The 21,134-nt window shown below is 62.0% G+C and carries 23 protein-coding genes; 19 read left to right on the top strand and 4 right to left on the bottom strand.

What is annotated here, in order from left to right:
• Positions 1 to 218 precede the first annotated feature (218 nt).
• Positions 219 to 1,883 (bottom strand): alkaline phosphatase D family protein, encoded by a 1,665-nt coding sequence (locus AB0N65_RS12655; RefSeq protein ID WP_364161732.1) that lies wholly within the window; start codon positions 1,881 to 1,883, stop codon positions 219 to 221.
• A 122-nt stretch (positions 1,884 to 2,005) separates the two neighbouring features.
• Between AB0N65_RS12655 and paaA the strand changes: the two genes are divergently transcribed.
• Genes paaA through AB0N65_RS12625 form a run of 6 tightly spaced genes read left to right on the top strand, consistent with a single transcriptional unit; the run spans position 2,006 to position 6,912 of the window.
• The gene (gene paaA / locus AB0N65_RS12650) at positions 2,006 to 3,001 is read left to right on the top strand and encodes a 1,2-phenylacetyl-CoA epoxidase subunit PaaA (RefSeq protein ID WP_364161729.1); all 996 of its coding nucleotides are present in this window, start codon (positions 2,006 to 2,008) and stop codon (positions 2,999 to 3,001) included.
• Complete coding sequence (paaB, locus tag AB0N65_RS12645) at positions 3,001 to 3,429, top strand: 1,2-phenylacetyl-CoA epoxidase subunit PaaB (RefSeq protein ID WP_364161906.1); 429 nt, start codon at positions 3,001 to 3,003, stop codon at positions 3,427 to 3,429. Before paaA ends, paaB begins: the two co-directional genes overlap by 1 nt.
• Entirely contained in the window at positions 3,426 to 4,343 is a 918-nt protein-coding gene (paaC, locus tag AB0N65_RS12640) for a 1,2-phenylacetyl-CoA epoxidase subunit PaaC (RefSeq protein ID WP_364161726.1), read from the top strand. Before paaB ends, paaC begins: the two co-directional genes overlap by 4 nt.
• A complete protein-coding gene (paaD, locus tag AB0N65_RS12635) occupies positions 4,340 to 4,909 on the top strand; it encodes a 1,2-phenylacetyl-CoA epoxidase subunit PaaD (protein ID WP_364161723.1) in 570 nt (189 codons plus the stop codon). Before paaC ends, paaD begins: the two co-directional genes overlap by 4 nt.
• Positions 4,910 to 4,917: 8 nt before the next feature.
• A complete protein-coding gene (gene paaE / locus AB0N65_RS12630) occupies positions 4,918 to 6,123 on the top strand; it encodes a 1,2-phenylacetyl-CoA epoxidase subunit PaaE (RefSeq protein ID WP_364161720.1) in 1,206 nt (401 codons plus the stop codon).
• A 9-nt stretch (positions 6,124 to 6,132) separates the two neighbouring features.
• Positions 6,133 to 6,912, top strand: coding sequence for an enoyl-CoA hydratase-related protein (locus AB0N65_RS12625; protein WP_364161717.1), 780 nt, complete (start codon positions 6,133 to 6,135; stop codon positions 6,910 to 6,912).
• 88 nt (positions 6,913 to 7,000) lie between these two features.
• On the opposite strand, the gene AB0N65_RS12620 is transcribed toward AB0N65_RS12625, so the two are convergent.
• Both AB0N65_RS12620 and AB0N65_RS12615 read right to left on the bottom strand, forming a co-directional pair.
• Positions 7,001 to 8,269 carry a choice-of-anchor P family protein gene (locus AB0N65_RS12620; protein WP_364161714.1) on the bottom strand — a complete coding sequence of 423 codons (1,269 nt, stop codon included), beginning with the start codon at positions 8,267 to 8,269 and terminating at the stop codon, positions 7,001 to 7,003.
• 169 nt (positions 8,270 to 8,438) lie between these two features.
• Positions 8,439 to 9,980 (bottom strand): hypothetical protein, encoded by a 1,542-nt coding sequence (locus AB0N65_RS12615; protein ID WP_364161711.1) that lies wholly within the window; start codon positions 9,978 to 9,980, stop codon positions 8,439 to 8,441.
• Between the two features lie 164 nt (positions 9,981 to 10,144).
• Between AB0N65_RS12615 and AB0N65_RS12610 the strand changes: the two genes are divergently transcribed.
• Positions 10,145 to 11,089, top strand: coding sequence for a lipid kinase (locus AB0N65_RS12610; protein WP_364161903.1), 945 nt, complete (start codon positions 10,145 to 10,147; stop codon positions 11,087 to 11,089).
• Here AB0N65_RS12610 and AB0N65_RS12605 read toward each other — a convergent pair whose 3' ends face one another.
• Positions 11,090 to 11,320 carry a hypothetical protein gene (locus AB0N65_RS12605; protein ID WP_364161708.1) on the bottom strand — a complete coding sequence of 77 codons (231 nt, stop codon included), beginning with the start codon at positions 11,318 to 11,320 and terminating at the stop codon, positions 11,090 to 11,092.
• Between the two features lie 104 nt (positions 11,321 to 11,424).
• Between AB0N65_RS12605 and AB0N65_RS12600 the strand changes: the two genes are divergently transcribed.
• From AB0N65_RS12600 to AB0N65_RS12545, 12 genes are all read left to right on the top strand, one after another.
• Positions 11,425 to 12,162 (top strand): GAF and ANTAR domain-containing protein, encoded by a 738-nt coding sequence (locus AB0N65_RS12600; protein ID WP_364161706.1) that lies wholly within the window; start codon positions 11,425 to 11,427, stop codon positions 12,160 to 12,162.
• 53 nt (positions 12,163 to 12,215) lie between these two features.
• The gene (locus tag AB0N65_RS12595) at positions 12,216 to 12,542 is read left to right on the top strand and encodes a metalloregulator ArsR/SmtB family transcription factor (RefSeq protein WP_364161703.1); all 327 of its coding nucleotides are present in this window, start codon (positions 12,216 to 12,218) and stop codon (positions 12,540 to 12,542) included.
• A complete protein-coding gene (locus tag AB0N65_RS12590; RefSeq protein WP_364161701.1) occupies positions 12,539 to 13,237 on the top strand; it encodes a cation transporter in 699 nt (232 codons plus the stop codon). Before AB0N65_RS12595 ends, AB0N65_RS12590 begins: the two co-directional genes overlap by 4 nt.
• 40 nt (positions 13,238 to 13,277) lie before the next feature.
• Positions 13,278 to 14,084, top strand: a complete 807-nt coding sequence (locus AB0N65_RS12585; protein WP_364161698.1) for an alpha/beta hydrolase — start codon at positions 13,278 to 13,280, stop codon at positions 14,082 to 14,084.
• Between the two features lie 210 nt (positions 14,085 to 14,294).
• Positions 14,295 to 14,681 (top strand): hypothetical protein, encoded by a 387-nt coding sequence (locus AB0N65_RS12580; protein WP_364161695.1) that lies wholly within the window; start codon positions 14,295 to 14,297, stop codon positions 14,679 to 14,681.
• 243 nt (positions 14,682 to 14,924) lie between these two features.
• Positions 14,925 to 15,170: a Flp family type IVb pilin gene (locus AB0N65_RS12575; RefSeq protein ID WP_364161692.1), complete on the top strand. Its 246-nt coding sequence runs from the start codon at positions 14,925 to 14,927 to the stop codon at positions 15,168 to 15,170.
• A gap of 125 nt (positions 15,171 to 15,295) precedes the next feature.
• Complete coding sequence (locus tag AB0N65_RS12570; protein WP_364161689.1) at positions 15,296 to 15,670, top strand: TadE family protein; 375 nt, start codon at positions 15,296 to 15,298, stop codon at positions 15,668 to 15,670.
• Positions 15,658 to 16,686 (top strand): Tad domain-containing protein, encoded by a 1,029-nt coding sequence (locus tag AB0N65_RS12565; RefSeq protein ID WP_364161686.1) that lies wholly within the window; start codon positions 15,658 to 15,660, stop codon positions 16,684 to 16,686. Before AB0N65_RS12570 ends, AB0N65_RS12565 begins: the two co-directional genes overlap by 13 nt.
• A gap of 28 nt (positions 16,687 to 16,714) precedes the next feature.
• Entirely contained in the window at positions 16,715 to 17,491 is a 777-nt protein-coding gene (gene cpaB / locus AB0N65_RS12560) for a Flp pilus assembly protein CpaB (protein WP_364161684.1), read from the top strand.
• On the top strand, positions 17,488 to 18,684 hold the full coding sequence (locus AB0N65_RS12555; RefSeq protein WP_364161682.1) for an AAA family ATPase: 1,197 nt from the start codon (positions 17,488 to 17,490) through the stop codon (positions 18,682 to 18,684). The genes cpaB and AB0N65_RS12555 overlap by 4 nt, the downstream gene beginning before the upstream one ends.
• 239 nt (positions 18,685 to 18,923) lie before the next feature.
• Positions 18,924 to 20,204 carry a CpaF family protein gene (locus AB0N65_RS12550; RefSeq protein ID WP_364161900.1) on the top strand — a complete coding sequence of 427 codons (1,281 nt, stop codon included), beginning with the start codon at positions 18,924 to 18,926 and terminating at the stop codon, positions 20,202 to 20,204.
• Positions 20,201 to 21,133, top strand: coding sequence for a type II secretion system F family protein (locus AB0N65_RS12545; protein ID WP_364161679.1), 933 nt, complete (start codon positions 20,201 to 20,203; stop codon positions 21,131 to 21,133). Before AB0N65_RS12550 ends, AB0N65_RS12545 begins: the two co-directional genes overlap by 4 nt.
• The last annotated feature ends 1 nt before the right edge of the window (position 21,134 follow it).

Below are 21,134 nucleotides of genomic sequence, written 5' to 3'. Positions count from 1 at the left end.
GCGAACAACGCGTCTTGCCCTTGCGCTGAGGAGAGCATACGCCGAAAGCGCGCTTAAGTGACCTGGACTGCAGAAACGTGACGCCACTTTTAGCTTCATTTTTTTCTGAGGCACTTACGCCACGGTGTCACTTGCCCGAGATGGCGCCGGAACCCAACTGGGTCGCAGTTAAGCGCGTTTTGACGGCTCAAAACGTGCTTAACTGCGACCTACTTGGGTTAGGCGGGGGTGAGGGACTTCGAGAAGACCACCCCGCCGTTCGCGTTCCGCAGGCTCACGTTGAACATGCCGTCGGAACCAAGGTCCACGTGCCCGAAGTACTGGTTCTCGCCGTCGCGCGGGGACTCGCCCGGGAACCGGCCCGCCTTGGAGAACACGACTTCCGGCCCGAACGTCCCGTCCATGTCGTTCGGCCCGAACGAGCCGGCGTTGATCGGACCTGCTACGAATTCCCAGAACGGATCGAAGTCCGTGAACGACGCCCGCTCGGGGGAGTAGTGGTGCGCCGCGCAGTAGTGCACGTCGGCGGTCAGCCACACGATGTTCTTCACGCCGTCCCGCTTGAAGGCCGACAGCACGCCGGCGATCTCCAATTCGCGGCCCAGTGGCGCTCCCGGATCACGGTTGGCCAGGCTCTCCTGGTTCACGGCACCGTCCGGCACGATGATCCCCAACGGCAGGTCGGCCGCGATGACCTTCCACATCGCCTTGGATTTGCGCACTTCCTTGATCAGCCAGTCCACCTGTTCCTGTCCCAGGATGTTGGTGGCGTAGGGTTCCTTGCCGTCGGTGTTGGTGGACTTGAAGGTCCGCATGTCCAGGCAGAAGATGTCCAACTGCGGGCCGCGCGAAATCTTCCGGAAGATGCGCGCCGGTTGGTACTGGCCGCCGTCGAACGTTCCGGGGCGCCACAGCGCAGCCGAGTCCGCGATTGGCATGTTTTCCTGCCACGCCTGGCGGCCGCGCGCAGCGAGGACGTTGACGTTGCGCTCGGTGTAACGGGGGTCGTCCAGGATTTCGCCGGGGTACCAGTTGTTGGTGGTCTCGTGGTCGTCCCACTGTGCAATCACGGGGACGTCCGCAAACATGGCGCGCATGTTGGCGTCAAGGGAGTTGTAGCGGTGCCGTCCACGGTATTCCTTGAGGGTTTCGGCAACCTTGGCGACTTCCTCGGTGACGATGTTCCGCCACACTTGGCCGTCCTTTTCTGCGACCGTGGCGGCGATGGGTCCGTCGGCGTAGACGGTGTCACCGGAGTGGATGAAGAAGTCAGGGTTCGTGTCATGCATGGCCTTGTAGCCGCGCATGCCGCCGATGTCCTCGTTGATGCCCCAGCCTTGGCCGGCGGTATCGCCGGTCCACACGAAGCTTTGGGAGGACGACGACGGCCTGCCGCCTTCGCGCGCGTGTTGAGCGCCGCCGTCGTTGGCTCCGTTAAGCGAACCGGGCGCTGTCCGGAACGTTCCGCGCACGGCTTCGCCGGGTCCGTTCTCGTCCTCGAAGTTCAGTTCCAGCGCGAAACGCGTGCCGGCGGGGAGGCCCCTGGCGTGGATCTTGGCAGTGAAGTCGCTGTCCTCGGTGGCCAGCGGTCCTTGGATGACGCGGCTGAAACCGTAGCGGCCACGGAGAAGTTCCCCTGCGTTGTCGATGGCGCGGAGGGTCGCCGTGATCCGTCCCGGGCCTGAAGCACGGGACCAGAGGACGGCCGAGTCGGTGGTGACGTCGCCGGTGGCTATGCCCGTCGGGAGCGTGAGGCGTTTGCGGACCAGCGGGATGGCGGCGGGGGCGGCGGAGGCGGGGGCGGCGGATGCGGTTGCGGCGCCGGCGAGGGCAATGGAGGCGAGGGACGTCTTGACGAGGGTGCGGCGTGAGAGGTCAGTCATGGCTCCACTCTGGTGAGCCTCCGTGAACAGCGAGTAAGGCCCAGGTGAAGCCCAAAAGCTTGACTGAAAACACCCGCTCAGCATATTCTGAACGAACGGTCGGTAATTTATTAGGAGCAACCATGGCATCGCAGAATCTGCAATCAGTGCCCGCTGAGCTGTCCCCGGAAGAGCAGGAGCGGGAGGCAGCCGGACAGGCGTATTTTGAGCGCATCATTTCGGAAGACTCGCGCATCGAACCCCGCGACTGGATGCCTGCGGCTTACCGCAAGACTTTGCTGCGCCAGATCTCGCAGCACGCACACTCGGAAATCATCGGCATGCAGCCGGAAGCCAACTGGATCACCAGGGCGCCGAGCCTCAAGCGCAAGTCCATCCTCATGGCCAAGGTCCAGGACGAGGCAGGCCACGGCCTCTACCTCTACTCGGCCGCCGAAACGCTGGGCCAGTCCCGGGACCAGATGATGGAAGACCTGATCGCCGGCAAGGCCCGGTACTCGTCAATCTTCAACTACCCCACGATTTCCTGGGCAGACATGGGAGCCATCGGTTGGCTTGTTGATGGCGCCGCCATCTGCAACCAAGTGCCCCTGTGCCGTGCCTCGTACGGTCCTTACGGCCGCGCAATGGTGCGCATCTGCAAGGAAGAGTCGTTCCACCAGCGCCAGGGTTTCGAGATCCTGCTCGAGCTCTCCAACGGCACGCCTGCGCAGAAGCAGATGGCCCAGGACGCGGTGAACCGCTGGTACGCGCCGTCCCTGATGATGTTCGGCCCGCCGGATGACGATTCCCCCAACTCCAAGCAGTCCATGGCGTGGAACATCAAGCGGTTCAGCAACGACGAGCTTCGCAGCCGGTTCGTCGGAATGATGGTGGAGCAGGTCAAGGTCCTCGGCCTGACCCTGCCCGATGAGGACATCCGTTTCAACGAAGAAACCAAGAAGTGGGAGCACGGGCCCCTGGACTGGAATGAGTTCAAGGAAGTCCTGGCCGGCCGCGGTCCCTGCAACTCGCAGCGCATCGAGCGCCGCCGCGAGGCACACGAAAACGGTGCCTGGGTTCGGGAAGCCGCCGTGGCCTATGCCCGCAAGCAAGCACAGAAAGCGAACGCAGCATGATGGCTCCTCACGGAAACCCGGAAGTACCGGCCAGCGCCGCCAGCGAGGTCTATAGCGAGGCACCCAAGGTTGCGGCTACTGATGCAGCAAGCACGACGGCGGCACCCGCCTCCGAGCGCCCGGTCGCCCCGGCCGGCGGCCACGAAGAATCGCCCTGGTCCCTTTGGGAGGTCTTCGTCCGGTCCAGCCGCGGACTGTCCCACGTGCACGCCGGTTCCCTGCATGCGCCGGATGCCGCCATGGCACTGAGGAACGCCCGCGATCTGTACACCCGCCGCAACGAAGGCGTGTCCATCTGGGTTGTGCCCGCCGAAGCCATTGCCTCCAGCGATCCCGACTCCAAGGGCGCGTTCTTTGAGTCGCCGCAAGGCAAGGATTACCGCCATGCCACGTACTACACCAAGAGCGAAGGCGTGAAGCACCTGTGACTGAGAACCAGACTGACTTCGTCATCGAAGGCCACGGCGATATTTCCGTGGGCGTTCACGGCGCCGGTGCTTCCGGCGACGGTTCGGCCAGCGCCACCCGCATCACGCCCGGCAACGCACTCCGTCCGGAAGATATCGCCCTTGAGGTCCGCCGCGGGCAGGTCAAGCCGAGCGAGGACGTGGCCGAGTTCGCGCTCCGCCTTGGCGACGACGGACTGATCCTCGCCCAACGCCTGGGCCACTGGATTTCCCGGGCCCCCGAGCTTGAGGAAGACATCGCCCTGGGCAACATTGCCCTTGATCAGTTGGGCCATGCCCGCTCGTTCCTCACGTACGCGGGGGCGGCGTGGGACAAGTCCGAGGACGACCTCGCCTACTTCCGCCGGGAGCACGAGTTCCGCTCGGCACACCTCTTCGAACAGCCCAACGGGGACTTCGCAGTGACCATCGCGCGGCAGTTCATCGTGAGCTTCTACCAGTTCGAGCTCTACACCGCGCTCACCGCTTCCTCGGATCCCACCATCGCGGCCATCTCCGCCAAGGCCGTCAAGGAAGTGGATTACCACCGCGACCACAGCGCCCAGTGGGTGCTGCGCCTCGCGGGTGGCACGGACGAATCCCGCGCCCGTATGATCCAAGCCTTCAAGCTCGTGTGGCCGTACGTTGACGAACTCTTCGAGGATGACGAGCTCACCACACGCCTGGCCGAGGCCGGCGTCACGGTTCAGCCCTCGAGCCTCCGCGAGGCCTTCGATCGGCTCACCGGCGAGATCTTCGCGGAGGCCGACCTGGAAGCCCCGGCCGTTCCGCAGTCCTTGGGCGGCGGACGGCGTGGCAAGCACTCCGAGCACTTGGGCTATGTTCTTGCCGAGATGCAGGTCCTGGCCCGCGAACACCCCGGCGCGAGCTGGTGATCAGCGTGTCCACGCAAACGCTGACAACCGCCCAGCAGCAGGCATGGGATATCGCGTCCACGGTCTGCGATCCGGAGATCCCGGTCCTCACCATCGAGGACCTGGGGATCCTGCGCGACGTGCGGGTTGTCGAGTCGCCCGAAGCAGCCGCCGCAGAAGGAAAGAACGACGGCGGTCCGGCGAGTACCGCCGTCGAGGTCACCATCACGCCTACCTACTCGGGATGCCCCGCGATGGACGCCATAGGCGATGACCTGCGGGCTGCTTTCCGCAATGCCGGGTACGCGGCGGTTGATGTGAACCTGGTGTTGTCTCCTGCTTGGACCACGGACTGGATGACCGAGTCCGGGAAGGCGAAGCTGCAGGAGTACGGCATCGCACCGCCCACCGGCCGGGCTGCTGCCGGTGGTCACTCGGGGCCGGTCCGGTTGAGCCTCGCCGTGAAATGCCCCCAGTGTTCCTCGCTCAACACCAAGGAACTTACCCGTTTCGGTTCCACCTCCTGCAAGGCATTGTTCGTCTGCCAGGACTGCAAGGAACCGTTCGACTACTTCAAAGTCCTGTAAGGAATTCCATGACCACCGAAACCCAGACGGCCAGCCGCCGTCGTGCGTCTTTCCATAACCTGACCGTCTCGGAAGTCCGGCGCCTCACGGACGACGCAATCGAGGTGACGTTTGCCGTTCCCGCCGAGCTGGCCGGTCAGTACGACTACCTGCCCGGGCAGTACGTGGCGCTGCGGACGACCTTGCCGGACGAGAATGGCGAACCGCACGAGGTCCGCCGCAGCTACTCGATCTGCGCAGAGCCGCGCAGCTTCGAGGACGGCAGCAGCGAGATCCGGGTAGCCATCAAGAAGGACCTTGGCGGCATTTTCTCCACGTGGGCGAACGCCGAGCTGAAGTCCGGCGATGTCCTGGACGTCATGAGCCCGCAGGGTGCGTTCATTTCGCGGCACGGCAAGGACGGTTCGCCGGTCCAGCACAACGTCATGAACTCCATGAACCACCCGGAGGAGCTGGCAGGCGATGCCGGCAGTTTCGTGGCGATCGCTGCCGGTTCCGGCATCACGCCCGTGATCGCGATAGCGCGGACGCTGCTCGCCGCCAACCCGGAGACCCGCTTTGACCTGATCTACGCCAACAAGGCCGCCATGGACGTCATGTTCCTGGAGGAGTTGGCGGACCTGAAGGACAAGTACCCGTCGCGGCTGGCGCTGCATCACGTACTGTCCCGGGAGCAGCGCATCGCCCCGCTGATGACCGGACGCATCGACGCGGAAAAGCTGCAGGCCCTGCTCTCGTCTGCGATTCATGCCGAGGATGTGGACGAGTGGTTCCTGTGCGGGCCGTTCGAGTTGGTCCAATTGTGCCGCGACACCCTGGCCGCACGCGGGGTGGAGCCGGAGCACGTGCGCTTCGAGCTGTTCACCACCGGGCGTCCCGACCGCCCCGAGGGGCACTCCGGCAGGCCGGTTGTGGAGGACGAGTCGCAGGACACCTTCAAGATCACGTTCAAGCTGGACGGCCTCACCGGCGACGTCGCAAGTCCCACGCACGCCCGCGAATCAATCCTCAACGCGGCGCTGCGCGTTCGCCCCGACGTCCCGTTCGCCTGCGCCGGAGGCGTGTGCGGGACCTGTCGCGCCAAGCTGGTCACGGGTACGGTGTCCATGGATGAGAACTACGCCCTGGAGCAGGACGAGCTGGACAAGGGCTACGTGCTCACCTGCCAGGCCCACCCCACCAGCGAAGAAGTTACCGTCGACTTCGACGTCTAAGGAGTCCCCATGATCGAGCTCTCCATTGCCGATGGCATCGCCGAAATTGTCCTCAACGCCCCGGAAAAACTGAACTCGCTCAACGAGGACGGGCTTGCGGAACTCGATAAAGCGTACGACGACGCTGCTGCCGCGGCCTCACGCGGTGAAGTGCGGGCGCTGCTGCTGCGCGGAGAAGGACGCGCCTTTTGTGCCGGCCGCGACATCGCCGACGTGACCCCCGAGACCGATGACGCGCAGGCGTACCTTGGGGGACTGGTGGAGCCGTTGTTGAAGAAGATGGCTTCTTTTCCTGCACCCACGTTTGCCGCCGCGCATGGTGCTTGTTTAGGGGTTGGCCTCGGGCTGCTGCTGGCTACTGACGTGGTGTACGTGGCGGAGAACGCCAAGTTCGGATCCCCGTTTGCGAAGCTCGGGGCAACCCTCGATTCCGGCGGACACTGGTACTTTACCGAGCGCCTGGGCATGCACCGCACGCTGGACCTGATCTACACGGCCGACCTCATGTCCGGTTCCGAGGCGGTTGCCCAAGGATTGTTCAGCCGGGCAATGCCGGATGATTCGTTGCTGCCGGTGACGCGCGAAATCGTGGCGCGCGTGGCGACGGGTGCTACCGGCGCGTTCGTGGCGTCGAAGGAACTCGTGGCGCACATCCGCGACCAAAGGCTTGGGCTGTGGGCTTCGATGGCCGAGGAAAACACCGAGCAAGCGCGGTTGTGCAAGACCGACGACTACGCCGAAGGATTCCGGGCGTTCCAGGAGAAGCGGGCGCCGGTTTTTAAGGGGTAGGTGACGTGAAGCAAAGCGGCCCGCCGGCAAGTGCCGGCGGGCCGCTTTGGGTATTCAAGGTTGTTGAGGAAGAGCAGGAACCGAACGACTACTGCGTGACACTCGAGCTTGAATAGCCGACCTGGATCTTTGATCCTGTGGGCAAGGTGCCAAAGGGTTGATTCAGCACAATCTCGATCATTGTGACGACGATCTTCGTGGAGGACTTTGTGACCTTGTGCAGGGTGACTTGGCCGAGTCCGGCCACCTGGACAACAGTGTTCGGGGCCACGGAGGCGTTGATCGCCGGCAGCCCGGCAATCTTCAGGTTGGTGAAGGTGGAGGTGTCTTTCAGTGTGACCGTGGTTCCCGTTGCCGTCCGGGTTGCACTCGTTTCCGCCTTGATGGCGTCAGCGGTGATCACCCCGTTGAGCACGTTGAGCCCCGACAGCGTCGTGGATACGGTGCTCTTGGGCTGAGGCGTCAGGACACCCGTAGCCGTTGTCGAGGATGCTCCTCCGGATAGCAGGCCGGGTATGGACGTTGCGGCGAGGTTCGCTGTTGTCGTTCCACCGCCGCACTTGACGTTGGCAAGGGCGGTGGTGCCAGTCCCGAGCAGGCCCGAGGCCAGCGTGGATTTCGTGCTGTAGCCCGTACCAGCCAGGTAGCCTGTCTGCGGTGCGGACAGCTTGACTGTGGTCACCCCGAGCCGGATGTCCGTTCCGATCTTCAGCCCAGGCAAGCCCGCCTTTAGGATTTCCACACGCAGCGCTGTGGTGGAGACCTGGTAGGTGCCGTTCACCAGGCGCTTCTCCTGGCCGTTGAGCGTGACCTTGCCGACCGAACCAACGAGGGGCGCCTGAAGATCAAGTACCTGGTTGGCCGCCGGGCTGGCGCTCACCGGGAGACCCATGATTTTCAAATCCGCGATGGTGGTGGAATTCGTTCCGGAAAAGGCGCCGGTAGTGCTCTTCTCTGCGGTGCTCGCTGAGGTGATTGTTCCTGCAGTGATGAGGCCGCCAAGCAAATTGGTTCCGGCAACCGTTGACTGACCCTCGATCCGCTTACCTGTGGTTGTCAGCAAGGTTTTGACACTCGTTGTGGCATTGCCGACTGTTCCAACTGAGGAAACGTTGATTCCCGAGGCGTTGTTGGAGGACGTTTTGCCGGTAGCGCCGGTGCAGCTAATGCTGGAGTTCGCCGTCGGTCCCGACGTCAGCGTCCTGTCAGCGTTGAAGATGTAAGACCCGTAGGCCTGTCCGGTGAAGCCGGTTGTGACCTGCGCCGGTGTTGTCGCGGTATTGGCAAAAGCTGGAACTGAGGCCCCCGTAAGTGCAAGTGTCAGGGCACCTGCGAATGCGACCAAAGAACGTTTCATGCATTTCTCCCCAGAATATGTACACGAATTTCGTGATGGTGGTCCACACGCTACAGGCGGCAAACGACTTGAACAACACAATGGCTGATTTTGAGGTGAAACGTAAACAAATATTTAGCTCTTAGGTCCATCGCGCAAACCGTAGGACGCAAGAATGCCTGAGGGGACTTTAAGTGAACTCATTCAGGAGTTTAAAACCGGCCACTTTGCCCTCCAGGGAGATGACTGTCATGCCGTTGCTTGTGCTGCTGACATCAGTGAGTGCGCCATAGGTGAAGGACGGAACGGGTGTGCCGCCCTTTGTGCAGGGGAATGCAGTGCTTGCTCCCGCTCCGGTTTCGCCGCTCTCCGTCGGGCCGCCCGCGGGCAGGTCGTAGGTTGTCTCTTTCAGACACACAAACACGTCGTCGAAGCTCGTTCCACGCCACTTGCCAGTGGAAGTATCAAGGAGGTTTACGCTCTGGGGCACGGCGGCGATCACCAAGTCGCCACGGGTTACCGAGGGAATGAGCTCGGCAGTGGTCCAGCCAACGTCCACGGGTTTGGTTTCCCACACTGCCTTGCCTGTGAGTGGCTCGTATCCCACCACTTTCGCTTTGGCGCCGCGGAACTTGCCCGAAGGAAATTCCTGGTAACCCTCCGTGAACTCGCACCTGATCGGATAGGCACCCTCACCGTTCAGCTTGGTGGCTGATGTTCCAACGGTTTTTGCGCACAGGACGTGTGCTCCGTCGGCAGCCCACAAGACCCGACCGCTTGAGGCTTTGAAAGCCACAGTCCTGTTGTTCGCGCGGAGATCGTAGTTGAAGGTCTTTTCCCACATCTTCTCGACGCTGTCGTTGGTGGGGTTGATTCCAACGGAACCCACGTACAGGTCCAGCTTTTCGGAGTAGACGAAATGCCAGCCCAAATCGGTGGTGGCACCCTTGCCGAAGATGGTTTCCAGATCCAGCTTCCAAAGGACCTCACCGTAGGAGACGCGGGCCAGCGTTTCTACGCCGTTGGCCACCACCGAGTACAGCTCTCTGCCAACGGGACGAAAATAGCCGGGAAGCGGATTGACTTCGGGTCCGGCCAATTCATCTCCCGATTCCAAGTCAATCCAGTGTTCGACGGATTGGGAGGAGTCGTCCAGGCTGATGAAACACATGTCCTGAACGTCGTCGCAGGCGAAGGGACGGGTCGTCACCAGTTCGGCCTTGCCGTGAAAGAGTTCTTTGCCCGTTCGCAGGTCGAATGCCACGGGCGCCGTCCACCACGTGGTATCACTGTCGTCTACCGGGGGAGTGGCGGACTGCAGGAAGATTGCCGCACTCCTTCCGCCGGCCGTCCGGGTCACGGCAGCTTCCAAGGCAACGCCGGGCGCTTCGAAGCCCGGATGGACGGGTTGGGTCCAAAGTTCCTCGCCGTCTGCCACAGAAATGGCGTGGGCAGCCAATCCGTTGGCGCCCTTCGCGTAAACCAAGGCGATACCATCGGTAACCACCGGCTGACCGATGGTGTCAAGCGATACTTCCCAGGCCGCCGTCGTAATTTCCTTGTTGCGTTCAGCGGGTGCCGTGCTCGTCGCGGGGGTGGTTGCAACGGGCATCACTGGCAGAGGGAGTGCGGTGCAAGCGGACAGGACGAGCGCCGCCCCGGCAGCTCCTATGGCCAAGCCGGCGGGGTTGAAGCGTGTACGGCCACGGAAAGCGGAGGCGGGTGACATCATGGTTCCCCCAAGGAACGTTGAGGTTCAGCCCCGGTGCGGTGTTTGTTCCAAACCAGAGAAGCGGCCAGCAGGACGTGGCTGAAACTGAGGATACAGCTTCCTGCAGCCGAACGTGGGCCGCGCTCGCAGGGTTTTCCAAGGTCGTTCGCCCTAACATGGTCCCCATGAAAGCTGCCCGGCAGGCTCGCTCTGCTGCCGTTGTCATCAACGCTGGTTCCCGACGTGGCGCTGCGGCACGTGATCTTGCCGTGGACACGATGCGAAAGGCGGGCGTGCCGGTCTCCTCCGTGTACCCCGTGAAGTCAGGGGCGGAGCTTGCAGATGCGCTCCACCGGGCGATGACGGACGGTCACGACATGGTGGTCGTCGGTGGCGGTGATGGCACGGTGTCTTTAGCTGCGGGAGTGCTTGCCGGGACGGAGATCATACTTGGAGTCCTACCGTTGGGCACCGCCAACGATCTCGCCCGCACGCTTGAAATACCCAAAGGCCTGACTGAGGCGTGCGCCGTCGTCGCAGATGGGAAAGTAGTCGATATTGACCTCGGACGGGCTAATGGCCAGCCTTTCCTCAACGTCGCTTCCGTCGGTCTGTCGGTTGGTGTCACCCAGGCGCTGAGCCATCGTCTCGAACGGCTTATCGGGCCGCTGGCATATGGAGTTGCCACCGTGCGTGCCTACACGCGGCACAAGCCGTTCCGGGCGCGCCTGGAGTTTCCGGACGGGGATCATGAACCGATTGACCTTGAGAACTTGCTTCAAGTAGCAGTCGGCAATGGACGGCACTACGGAGGGGGCAACACGGTTTCACCGATGGCCGGGATCGACGATCACACTCTGGACATCTACGCGATCCTGGCAGCGCCGCTGAGGGAGCACCTAAAGATCGCCCGTTTGCTCAAGGATGGAAGCTTCGTTGAACACGAGCGTGTGTTCCATGTGGCCACGCGAAGTGTTCGTTTGGCCACTCAGCCCCCGATGCCGGTGAATCTGGATGGCGAGATCGCCGCGGTCACTCCCACCGAATTCACCGTTCAACGCAACGCGGTTCACGTCGTGGTGCCCCAAGGCAGCAGCAGCGCATCATTCGATGGGCGAGGTGTCAGCTGATCACCACCAGACAGTGTCTTCGCCTTCGATGTCTTCGATTGCCCATGTGAGTATTTCCAGGTCGAAGGGGGCTGGTTCCTGGGCTTCGTAGAGGAATGCTTCAAAGTTGGGCAGCGGCGCGCTGCCTCCCTCTGCCCAGTACATGACCCAGAGGTGGTCAAGGGTGACGTCGTGGTGTTCTATGAGGGTTCGTGCTGTCTGCCGTGGATCGTGCATGGCTGCTGTCCCCACTCGTCGTCGTTTGCCTCCTACGACACCTGAATGATCAGGCTCCTTAGTAATGCAATGTACCTTCTGCTCCCCGCGGAGGGCAACGTAGCCCTACGATGGTGCTCATGGAACCCACGGGACAAGCCGAGCACATCCTGAGCCTGCACGAACTGGTAACCGGGACTGCGGACATCAAGGGCATTTTGCAGGGCGTGACCGGCTTCGCTTCGAAAGCCATGAGCCAGGCCGCCGGGGCACCCATTGATTGCGCCCTGACTTTGCGTCGACGCAAACGAACGGCGACAGTCGCAGGAAGCAGCGATAAGGCGGTCGATCTTGATCACATCGAACAAAGCATAGGGCGGGGACCCTGCCTGGATGCCCTGGACGCAGGGCGCCCCATGCTCCTGGACGATGTCTCGACTGATACGTCGTGGCCGGAGTACAGCGTGGCGTTGGCGGCCGAGGGTGTCGGCAGCGCCTTGGGTGTTCCTATGGATCTCGGCGAAACATCGGAGGCCGTGCTCAACTTCTTCGCCCCTGTTGCCGGCTTATTCACCGACGAGGTTGTCCATGAAGCCGCCGCGTTCGCGGACGTCGCGGGTAGCGCCCTGCGCCTCGCCATCCGGATCGAAACAGTGGAGCAGTTGAATATCGACCTCAAGGCGGCGATGGCCAGCAGGACCACCATCGATCTTGCCTGCGGTGTGATCATGGCCCAGAACCGCTGCACTCCCGAGGAAGCTTTCGAGGTGCTGGGCAAAGCATCCAGCCATCGAAACCAGAAACTGCATGCGGTCGCTGCCGACATCGTGGCGCACATGAGTGGAAGTGACGACGTTTCCCTGAAGTTCGAGGACTGACGCCAAGACAGTACAGTTGTCGCTGTATACACCGTCTGCTGTATTCTGGGCGGATGGAAGCTCTCCTTCACGCCCCGGTGCTTGCGCGCTTCGGCTATGCCATCTCGGACGCCACCAGAGCCCGCGTGTTGCTAGCCTTGGCGGAAGCGCCCGCCTTCCCGTCTGAGCTTGCTGACTCCTTGGACGTTTCCCGGCAGAACATGTCCAACCACCTGGCGTGCCTGCGGGGTTGCGGCTTGGTCGTCGGTGTTCCGGATGGCCGAAGGACCCGCTACGAGCTCGCCGACGCGCGGTTGGGCCATGCCATCAAGGAGCTGATCGGTGTGGTTCTCGCTGTTGATCCCAACTGCTGTGCCCCGGATGGGACATGCTTGGCATGAGTGTCACCGCCCACACGGTTTCCAAGCGCCGAACCGTCCTGACACGTCGGATCCGGCTCTTCGCGGCTGCGACCATTGCGTACAACCTCATCGAGGCCGTTGTCGCTCTCTGGGCCGGCAACGTCGCGGATTCGGCGGCGTTGATTGGTTTCGGCCTCGACTCAGTGATTGAAGTAGCTTCGGCCATCGCCTTGTCCTGGCAGTTTTCCGCCAAGGATCCGGAACGGCGGGAGCACTTGACGCTGCGGATCATCGCCATATCCTTCTTCGCGCTTGCGGCATTCGTCACGGTGGACGCTGTGCGGTCGCTTACCGGAGGGGGAGAAGCACAGCATTCCACGCCCGGCATCTTTATCGCGGCGCTGAGTCTGGCCATCATGCCGATCCTGTCCTGGGCTCAGCGCCGTGCCGGACGCGAGCTCGGTTCCAAAACCGCCGTCGCGGACTCCAAACAGACGCTGCTGTGCACGTATCTATCTGCCGTGCTGCTGATTGGCTTGGTCTTGAACAGCACCTTCGGGTGGTGGTGGGCAGACGCTTGTGCCGCTCTGCTGATCGCAGGGATCGCGGCACGCGAGGGGCTCAACGCCTGGCGCGGTGATGTCTGCTGCACGGTGCCCGGTACGGCCCACGAAGGTGTCGCTACGGACTCGGCGTGCTGCGATGGGTGCCGTCCCGTGGGGGATGGCACCTAAAGGTATCGTTCCTTAGACACGGTTGGCGTACTCTGTGCCAATGGAGTCCGAAGTAAGGACCGTCGATTCACGCACCGGAATCAGCGTCCCCTGTTTTGTTCAGGGGCAGCTAGGGGAGGATGACGACGACGGCGGCGCACCTTTGGTCTTGTTGCACGCCTGGGGCGAATCGTGGCGGAGTTTTGAGCGGCTGATTGCCGCGCTCCCGGAATTTGTGATTGTGGCTCCGGATCTCCGTGGACATGGCGGGGCCGACAAACCTGAGTCAGGATACGCGTTGCCGGACATAGCAGAGGATATGTCTGCGCTTCTGGAGGCCTTGGGCATCAAGAAAGCACACGTGGTTGGGTCATCCAGTGGTGGATACGTGGCTCAACAACTGGCGGTGACGCACCCGGATCTTGTGACATCGCTGGTGCTGGTTGGCTCGCCGCTGAGCCTGCAGGGGAGACCGTCTTTCGCGGACGAGGTCGATACCTTGACGGACCCCGTTTCCGAGGCATGGGTCCGTGACTCATTGTCCTGGTACCGGTTGTTCCACACGGTGCCGCCCAGCTACATCGAGGCGCGTGTACAGGACGGCCTCGCCATGCCCGCGTCCATCTGGAAGGCTTCCTTGCGCGGTCTCTTTGAGGCTGTGCCACCGACAGAGACCGGCACAATCTCAGCTCCCACGCTTATCCTGTGGGGCGCTCACGACCATCTGGTGCCGCGGCATCATCAGGAAACCCTCGCCGGTCGCATCCCCGGCGCCCAATTGAAGATCTACGAAGAGACCGGGCATTTAGTGCTGTGGGAATGCCCGGATCGTGTGGCGGAGGACGTTAAGGCGTTCATTCAGGACTGAGTACTCGACACCCAACCGAGTAGTACCCCGCGGCGGAATCGAGTACAGACTACTCGTGACGGCCCATGAGCCAGCCCGATTCAATTGATGACAGTTGATCTCAATTGGAGTTCCTGGTCTCTGGGGGTTTGTTCTCATGTATGTTTCCTGCAACGGAGTGGTGGCCGAGGCCTGGCCCGCGTCAGCGGCGGTCGTCCGATGAATACGGGCATGGAATCAGCATTTATGTTCGCCGGGTCACTGCCAGGGCTGATATTGATTTCCCTTGGTCAGGCGATGGTTGTGATGTGCCTGTGTTTCGACATGGTGCGCGCGCTCTCCCTGCCAAAATCGCACCAGCGCTACGTGGCAAGCACCATTTTCAAGACCCTGGCCGTACCCTCAATCCTCGTCATGGGGGTCAGTGCGCTGATTGACGCATTGAGCTGGGCGTGGATCGACGTGACCATGAGCGTCGCGGTGTTGGTGATGATCATTTTCCGGTGGCACCACGATACGGACGAGGACAACTGGTGGAAGGGCAAGGGTAAGAAACTGGCACGTTGGGCACGGAAGCAATTTGCAGGCCCGCCAGTGGTGGCACCTTCAATGGGCTAAAGACTTCGTTCCTGAAAAGTCCCGGCCGGTGTGTTTCAAGACACGCCGGCCGGGACTTTTTCGTGTGGGAAAGACCATGGAGCCGTCGCAAATCCTAGGTTTAGCACAGGAAATGCGCAGGTCCGCGAGCATTGGCACAGGATGTCCCGAAGACCGGCCAACAGCGGGTTTGGCGGCGATATGTTGCTAGGGAGCTGGTAACGGACCAGCCCACATCTCCCCAACTCGCTCAGGAGTTTTGAAATGCTTGCTTACCTCCAAACCACCGCCTCGCGCCTCCGTCGTGAACAGACCGGCGCCACCGCCGTCGAATACGGCATCATGGTTGCCCTCATCGCCGTCGTCATCATCGTTGCTGTGACCCTCTTGGGCGGCAACCTCGTCGAGACCTTCAACAGCACAGCCTGCAGCATCAAGGGCGGCACGTGGACGGCTTCCGCCCCGGCCTCCGGTGGTAACCCTGCCGTCATTGGCAGCTGCTCCAAGTAACAAGGGTTGGGGGAAACCGGGTGGGTGGGTATTCCCACCCACCCGATCTTCCAGTCAAGTCGAAGTCCCACTGGCGGACTCCGATTCATCGCGCCCGGATTAGCCAAGGAGAAAGGCGGATTCCCATGGACAGGGCCTCGGAACGAGGTGCAGTGGCAGTGGAATTCGCACTCCTTGCCCCCGTACTGGTGCTCCTTGTTCTGGGCATCATGGAATTCGGAAGGGCTTACAACGCCCAGGTGACGATTTCCAACGCCGCCCGCGAGGGAGTGCGCGTTATGGCAATCTCGAACGACCAGTCGGCAGCAAGGACGGCGGCCAAGAATGCGGCCGCCACGCTCAATCCCAAGCTGGTCGACACGAACTTCACTTTCAGCGCCGCGAGCTGCACTCCCGGTGCCCAAATGTCAGTAACCATCAAGTACACGCTCAGCACCCTCACTGGAATCGCCGGGCCTTTCCCAATGCAAGGTGTAGGGGTCATGGTATGCGGCGGATAGCGGAGAGCGAGGACGGCGAACGGGGGGCTGTCGCCGTCCTCGTTGCCCTCATCCTGGTGGTGCTCCTCGGCTTCGCTGCCATTGCAGTGGATGTGGGAATGCTCTACTCGGAGAGGGCGCAGGTGCAGAACGGATCAGATGCCGCTGCCCTCGCCGTGGCTCAGAAATGCGCCGCCAACACAAGTGATCCGAATTGTTCCACCACGTCCCAGTTGGCCAAGGATATGGTCGATAAGAACGCGCTGGATGGGCTGGGCAACCTCAATTCGGTCAACCTTAACCTGACGAATCGGACCGCTACTGTCTCTGCCGGCGCGCAACAGGCCGGCCGTTCACCCAACTCCGTGTCCCTCTTTTTCGGGCGGGTGTTAGGCCTGAATACGGCTGACGTGATGACGTCTTCCACCGTTCAATGGGGCAGTCCCCTCGCCGGTACCACGCCGTTTCCGCTCGCGTTCTCCGTGTGCCAGGTGCGGGGTTACATTGGGGGTGCCGCCCAACTTCTGCAAGCCCACGGCAGTGGCGCCAACCCCAGCTGCATGTATGGACCTTCGGGTGCCGTAGTACCTGGCGGTTTTGGTTGGACCGTCCAGGACCTCAATTCCTGTGGGGGCACGATCGACCTCGCCCTCAGCGAGGGAGGCAGCGCGCCTGGTAACAGCGCCCCTGTGAATTGTTCAACCACGCTCAACAAGTGGGCCGACACCATCAACGCCGGCAAGGACACCATTGTGTTGCTGCCGGTCTTCAACGCAGTAACCGGAACGGGAAGCGGAGCGGTCTATCATCTGACCTCGTTTGCCGCGTTCAAAGTGATCGGCTGGAAGTTCAGCGGCAACAGCGGCCTGCCGGATACCTTTCGCAACACAAGCCCATACGTCCCTTCCGCGCTGTCCTGCACCGGGAACTGCCGCGGGATCATCGGGACTTTCGTCAAATACGTGTCGCTGGCCGACGGCTACTCGTTGGGGCCCGTCGACGCAGACGGCGCAACAATCGTGCGCCTGACCAATTAACTTTCCTACCCGAGCACAGGAGCAATAAGTGAAGTCACGATTGTTGGCGGGATCGGCAGCAGCTCTGCTGGCAGTCATCGGTGTGATCCTCGTCTTCTCCTACGCCCAGGGCGCGGACCAACGCGCCGTCCAGAACCTGGCCCCCGTTGATGTCCTCCTGGTCAAAGTGCCTATTCCGGCCGGAACCCCTGTGGAAGCCATGAAGGACTCCCTGACGGCCCAACAGCTTCCGGAATCGGCCGTCCCTGCTTCGGCCATACGCACACTGGGCGAATCTGCCGGCAAAGTCGCAGCGGTGGACCTTGTGCCGGGCGAACCGTTGGTTGCCGAACGCCTCGTGGCCCCGGAGGAACTCAAAACCTCGGGGAACGTGAAAGTGCCCGCCGGACTCCAGGAAGTCTCGTTCCAATTGGAGCCACAGCGCGTGGTCGGGGGACGCGTGGTGCCCGGAGATACAGTCGGTATCTTCATTTCGATGGCCAGCGGCGGAATTGAGGCCAAGCCGGACAAGGAAACCACGGAATTGACCATTCACAAGGTTTTGGTGACGGCCGTCCAACGGGCACCGGAGGCCGCAGCGAGCAACTCATCCACGCCCAGTCCCAGCCCCGGGCCCGCAGCCGCCGATCCGCGGGATAGTGCGCTGCCCACCGGATCACTGCTCTTGACCGTGGCCGTAAACGACGTCGACGCCACGAAGATCGTTTTCGCCTCGGAGTACGCCAAGATCTGGCTCAGCAAGGAGCCGGCAGATGCCCAGGAAAACGGGCCAAGGATTATCCAGAGGAGCGAGGTGTACAAGTGAGCCGCTTTGTCCTGATCACTCCCAGTGCTGAATTCGATCAGCGCCTGCGCCTGGCCGTGGCCGGCGGCCTGCCCGGAAGCGTGCAAACGTTCTTCACGAGCGTCCTGCCCGTGGATCCGGCTGAGCTGTTCGGTGCCCTTAGCCAGGAACAACTCGAAGTGCTCGTCCTCGGCCCCGATGTTCCAGTGGAGGATGCATTGCGGCTTGCGACCGTGCTCAATGTGCAGTTGCCGGAACTGTCCGTGGTTCTAGTCAGTGAGCCGGATCCGTCTTTTGTGGTCCAAGCGATGCGGTCCGGCCTCCGCGACATCCTGAGCCCCACGGCGGACGTGGCCGAGATCCGGGTCATGCTTGAGCGCGGGTGCCAGTCGTTTGCCAGCCGTCAGCGGACGTCAGAACCTAAACCACCCGGTGCTCCCAAGGGCTTGGTCATCGGCGTGTTTTCGCCAAAGGGCGGGGTAGGCAAGACGACGATTGCCACGAACATCGCCGTGGGCCTGGGAAAGATCGCGCCCATGAGCGTGGTGATCGTGGACCTGGACCTGCAATTCGGCGATGTCGCCTCTGGACTTTATCTCAACCCCGAACACACGGTCACTGATGCAGTGACACCATCAGCCAGCCAGGACTCCCTGGTGCTCAAGGCCTTCCTCACCGTCCATCCGGCCAGCATCTACGCCTTGTGCGCCCCCAAAAACCCCGTCGAAGCGGACGACATTACTCCCGACCAGGTATCGCGGTTGCTTGAGCAACTGGCTGAAGAATTTCAGTACGTGGTGGTGGATACGGCCCCCGGGCTCCCGGAAATCGGCTTGGCGGCGCTCGAACAGTGCACCGATGCAGTGTGGGTCACGGGAATGGACGTTCCAAGCGTTCGGGGCCTTCGCTCAGGTTTGGACATTCTGCGCCGGTTGAACCTGCTGCCGGAAACCCGGCATGTGGTGCTCAACATGGCTGACTCCAAGTCCGGTTTGTCGGTCCAGGATGTTGAATCAACTGTGGGCGCCCCCGTGGACGTCAGCATCCCCCGGTCCAAAGCGGTGGCGCTCTCCACCAATAGGGGAGTACCGGTCCTTCAGGACGCTCCGAAGGATCCGGCGGTCAAAGGACTTAACCGTCTCGTGGAGCGCTTCAACCCTGCGTGGCGGAGCACCGCCCAGCGGAAACTCCACCGAAGGGTGGTGGTCTCGTGAGACTGTCTGAGCGACTGCATGCGGTGGAGGACGACGGCGGGACGTCCGGTCCGTCGTCGGGGTCTGTTCCGCTGTCCGCCACCAAAGTCACGTTCGCCCAAGCTGCCCAGCAAGCCAAGACGACAGTCCCCAAAGCCACTGTTCCTGTAGAAACGGCTGGATCGCCGAAACCGAAGCTGGCCGTTCACGCGGACCCGCCCAGGCCTCGAACCCAGCAGCCGGTTGACGCCTTCGCTGCCATGAAGAAGCGAGCCGCGACGGCGTTGTTCGAGCGGCTGGGTGGACGGTTCAACGATTCTTCGATGAGTGAACAGGAGCTGCGGACCGCTGCCCGGGAAGAACTCATACGGATCATCGATGCAGAACAGGTCCCCCTGTCGCCTGAGGAACGCAGCCGGCTGGTAGCGGATGTGGCGGACGACGTGCTGGGCTACGGGCCGTTGCAGCGGCTGCTGGACGACGCAGAAGTTACGGAAATCATGGTCAACCGGATGGACCAGATCTACGTTGAACGGCGGGGAAAGCTGGTCCTCACGGATTCCGGCTTCAGCTCGGAGGAGCACCTGAGGAGGGTCATCGAACGCATCGTCTCCAAAGTGGGGCGTCGAATCGACGAATCATCCCCGCTGGTCGACGCGCGCCTGGAGGACGGCTCCCGCGTCAACGCCGTCATCCCGCCACTCGCCGTCGGCGGATCGTCGCTGACCATCAGGAAATTCAGCAAAGTGCCGTTGACCATCAGGAACCTCATCGACTTCGGCACCATGACCCCTGAAATCGCCGAGCTCCTCAATGCCTGCGTGAAGGCGAAGCTGAATATCATCGTTTCCGGGGGCACGGGAACCGGCAAAACCACTCTGCTGAATGTCTTGTCGTCGTTCATCCCCGAGGACAACCGCATCGTCACCATTGAGGACGCGGTGGAGCTGCAGATCCAGCAGCAACACGTGGTCCGGTTGGAAAGCCGGCCCCCGAACACGGAGGGCAAAGGGGAAGTGACGATCCGGGAGTTGCTTCGGAACTCTCTTCGTATGCGACCTGACAGGATCGTGGTCGGCGAGGTCCGCGGTGGGGAGTCGCTGGACATGCTGCAAGCCATGAACACCGGCCATGACGGCTCCCTCTCCACCGTGCACTCGAATTCACCGCGCGATGCCATCGCCCGCCTTGAGACCTTGGTACTCATGGCCGGCATGGACTTGCCGCTGAGGGCGATTCGAGAGCAAATTGCCTCCGCAGTAAATCTGATCATTCAAATCTCGCGTTTGCGCGATGGAACGCGTCGGATCACGCATGTGACTGAGGTCCAAGGCATGGAGGGGGACATCGTCACTCTTCAGGATGCGTTTGTCTTCGATTATTCGGCCGGGGTTGACGCACGCGGGGTGTTCCTGGGGAGGCCGGTCTCAACCGGGATCCGCCCGCGGTTCATTGACCGCTTCGAAGACGTGGGCATCCATGTTCCGCCTGAGCTGTTCTCGGCGCCCCTGGCAAACCCAACAACCGCAGGGAAGTCATGATGCTGCTGATTGGAATGGCCTTGATGCTTTTGGCGATTGTGGTCTTCGGGGTAGCGGTCATCCTGCCAAGAACACCTGACGTTCCCTTGGACCGGAGACGGCCGTACCAGGTGGGCGCGGGTTCGCAGTTGACCCGCTTTACAGGCTCGACGACAGATGCCCTCCATGGGGTCCTGGCCCGACGCAATGTGCAGCTCTTCAACCGCGAACAACTTGAGAACGCTGGCTTGCGCATGAGTCAGGCCGATTTCATTGTCCTGGTGATCGCCGGTGCGATAGTCGGGGCCTTGATCGGGCTGATCGTGGGCGGGGTCCTCGTCGCCGTCCTGTTTGCCCTCCTGGCCCCGGTGATCGCCGGACTTGTCCTCAGGATACGGGCCGGCAAACGGCGTGAAAGATTCGATGATCAGCTTGGGGACACACTCCAACTGCTCTCCGGAGGCTTACGCGCCGGCCACAGTATCCTGCGCGCCATCGACGCCGCAGCTGTGGAGTCCGCCAGTCCCACTGCCGAGGAAATGCGCCGAATCATCACGGAGACGAGCCTGGGGCGCGACCTGCAGGAATCCTTGAACGATACGGCCGAGAGAATGCGCAGCGAAGATTTTGTCTGGATAGCCCAAGCGATCCAAATCAACCGTGAAGTGGGAGGAAACCTGGCGGAAGTGCTGGATCAGGTGAACGAAACCATCCGCGAACGCAGCGAAATCAAGGGACACATCAAATCCTTGGCTGCTGAAGGAAAGTTCTCGGCCTACATCCTGATGGCACTTCCTTTTGGAATTGTCATCATGCTCATGCTCGTCAACCCCGGGTACATGAATGTCATGTTCACGCATCCCCTCGGGTGGGGAATGATTGCAGGCTCAGCAATCCTCATGACCATTGGTGGTCTTTGGATGCGCAAGATCATTGACCTGAAGTTTTGAG

Source organism: Paenarthrobacter sp. NPDC089322 (genome assembly GCF_040684895.1).
In the GTDB taxonomy this organism is placed as follows: domain Bacteria; phylum Actinomycetota; class Actinomycetes; order Actinomycetales; family Micrococcaceae; genus Arthrobacter.
The sequence above is the reverse complement of the archived record's forward strand: the minus strand, read 5'-3'. Positions and strand labels throughout refer to the sequence as shown.

Excerpts from the sequence above, each read along its gene's own strand:
- AB0N65_RS12655 (WP_364161732.1), bottom strand. The coding sequence starts at position 1,883 with ATGACTGACCTCTCACGCCGCACCCTCGTCAAGACGTCCCTCGCCTCC.
- paaA (WP_364161729.1), top strand. The coding sequence starts at position 2,006 with ATGGCATCGCAGAATCTGCAATCAGTGCCCGCTGAGCTGTCCCCGGAA.
- paaB (WP_364161906.1), top strand. The coding sequence starts at position 3,001 with ATGGCTCCTCACGGAAACCCGGAAGTACCGGCCAGCGCCGCCAGCGAG.
- paaE (WP_364161720.1), top strand. The coding sequence starts at position 4,918 with ATGACCACCGAAACCCAGACGGCCAGCCGCCGTCGTGCGTCTTTCCAT.
- AB0N65_RS12625 (WP_364161717.1), top strand. The coding sequence starts at position 6,133 with ATGATCGAGCTCTCCATTGCCGATGGCATCGCCGAAATTGTCCTCAAC.
- AB0N65_RS12620 (WP_364161714.1), bottom strand. The coding sequence starts at position 8,269 with ATGAAACGTTCTTTGGTCGCATTCGCAGGTGCCCTGACACTTGCACTT.
- AB0N65_RS12615 (WP_364161711.1), bottom strand. The coding sequence starts at position 9,980 with ATGATGTCACCCGCCTCCGCTTTCCGTGGCCGTACACGCTTCAACCCC.
- AB0N65_RS12610 (WP_364161903.1), top strand. The coding sequence starts at position 10,145 with ATGAAAGCTGCCCGGCAGGCTCGCTCTGCTGCCGTTGTCATCAACGCT.
- AB0N65_RS12600 (WP_364161706.1), top strand. The coding sequence starts at position 11,425 with ATGGAACCCACGGGACAAGCCGAGCACATCCTGAGCCTGCACGAACTG.
- AB0N65_RS12595 (WP_364161703.1), top strand. The coding sequence starts at position 12,216 with ATGGAAGCTCTCCTTCACGCCCCGGTGCTTGCGCGCTTCGGCTATGCC.
- AB0N65_RS12590 (WP_364161701.1), top strand. The coding sequence starts at position 12,539 with ATGAGTGTCACCGCCCACACGGTTTCCAAGCGCCGAACCGTCCTGACA.
- AB0N65_RS12585 (WP_364161698.1), top strand. The coding sequence starts at position 13,278 with ATGGAGTCCGAAGTAAGGACCGTCGATTCACGCACCGGAATCAGCGTC.
- AB0N65_RS12580 (WP_364161695.1), top strand. The coding sequence starts at position 14,295 with ATGGAATCAGCATTTATGTTCGCCGGGTCACTGCCAGGGCTGATATTG.
- AB0N65_RS12575 (WP_364161692.1), top strand. The coding sequence starts at position 14,925 with ATGCTTGCTTACCTCCAAACCACCGCCTCGCGCCTCCGTCGTGAACAG.
- AB0N65_RS12570 (WP_364161689.1), top strand. The coding sequence starts at position 15,296 with ATGGACAGGGCCTCGGAACGAGGTGCAGTGGCAGTGGAATTCGCACTC.
- AB0N65_RS12565 (WP_364161686.1), top strand. The coding sequence starts at position 15,658 with ATGCGGCGGATAGCGGAGAGCGAGGACGGCGAACGGGGGGCTGTCGCC.
- AB0N65_RS12550 (WP_364161900.1), top strand. The coding sequence starts at position 18,924 with ATGAAGAAGCGAGCCGCGACGGCGTTGTTCGAGCGGCTGGGTGGACGG.
- AB0N65_RS12545 (WP_364161679.1), top strand. The coding sequence starts at position 20,201 with ATGATGCTGCTGATTGGAATGGCCTTGATGCTTTTGGCGATTGTGGTC.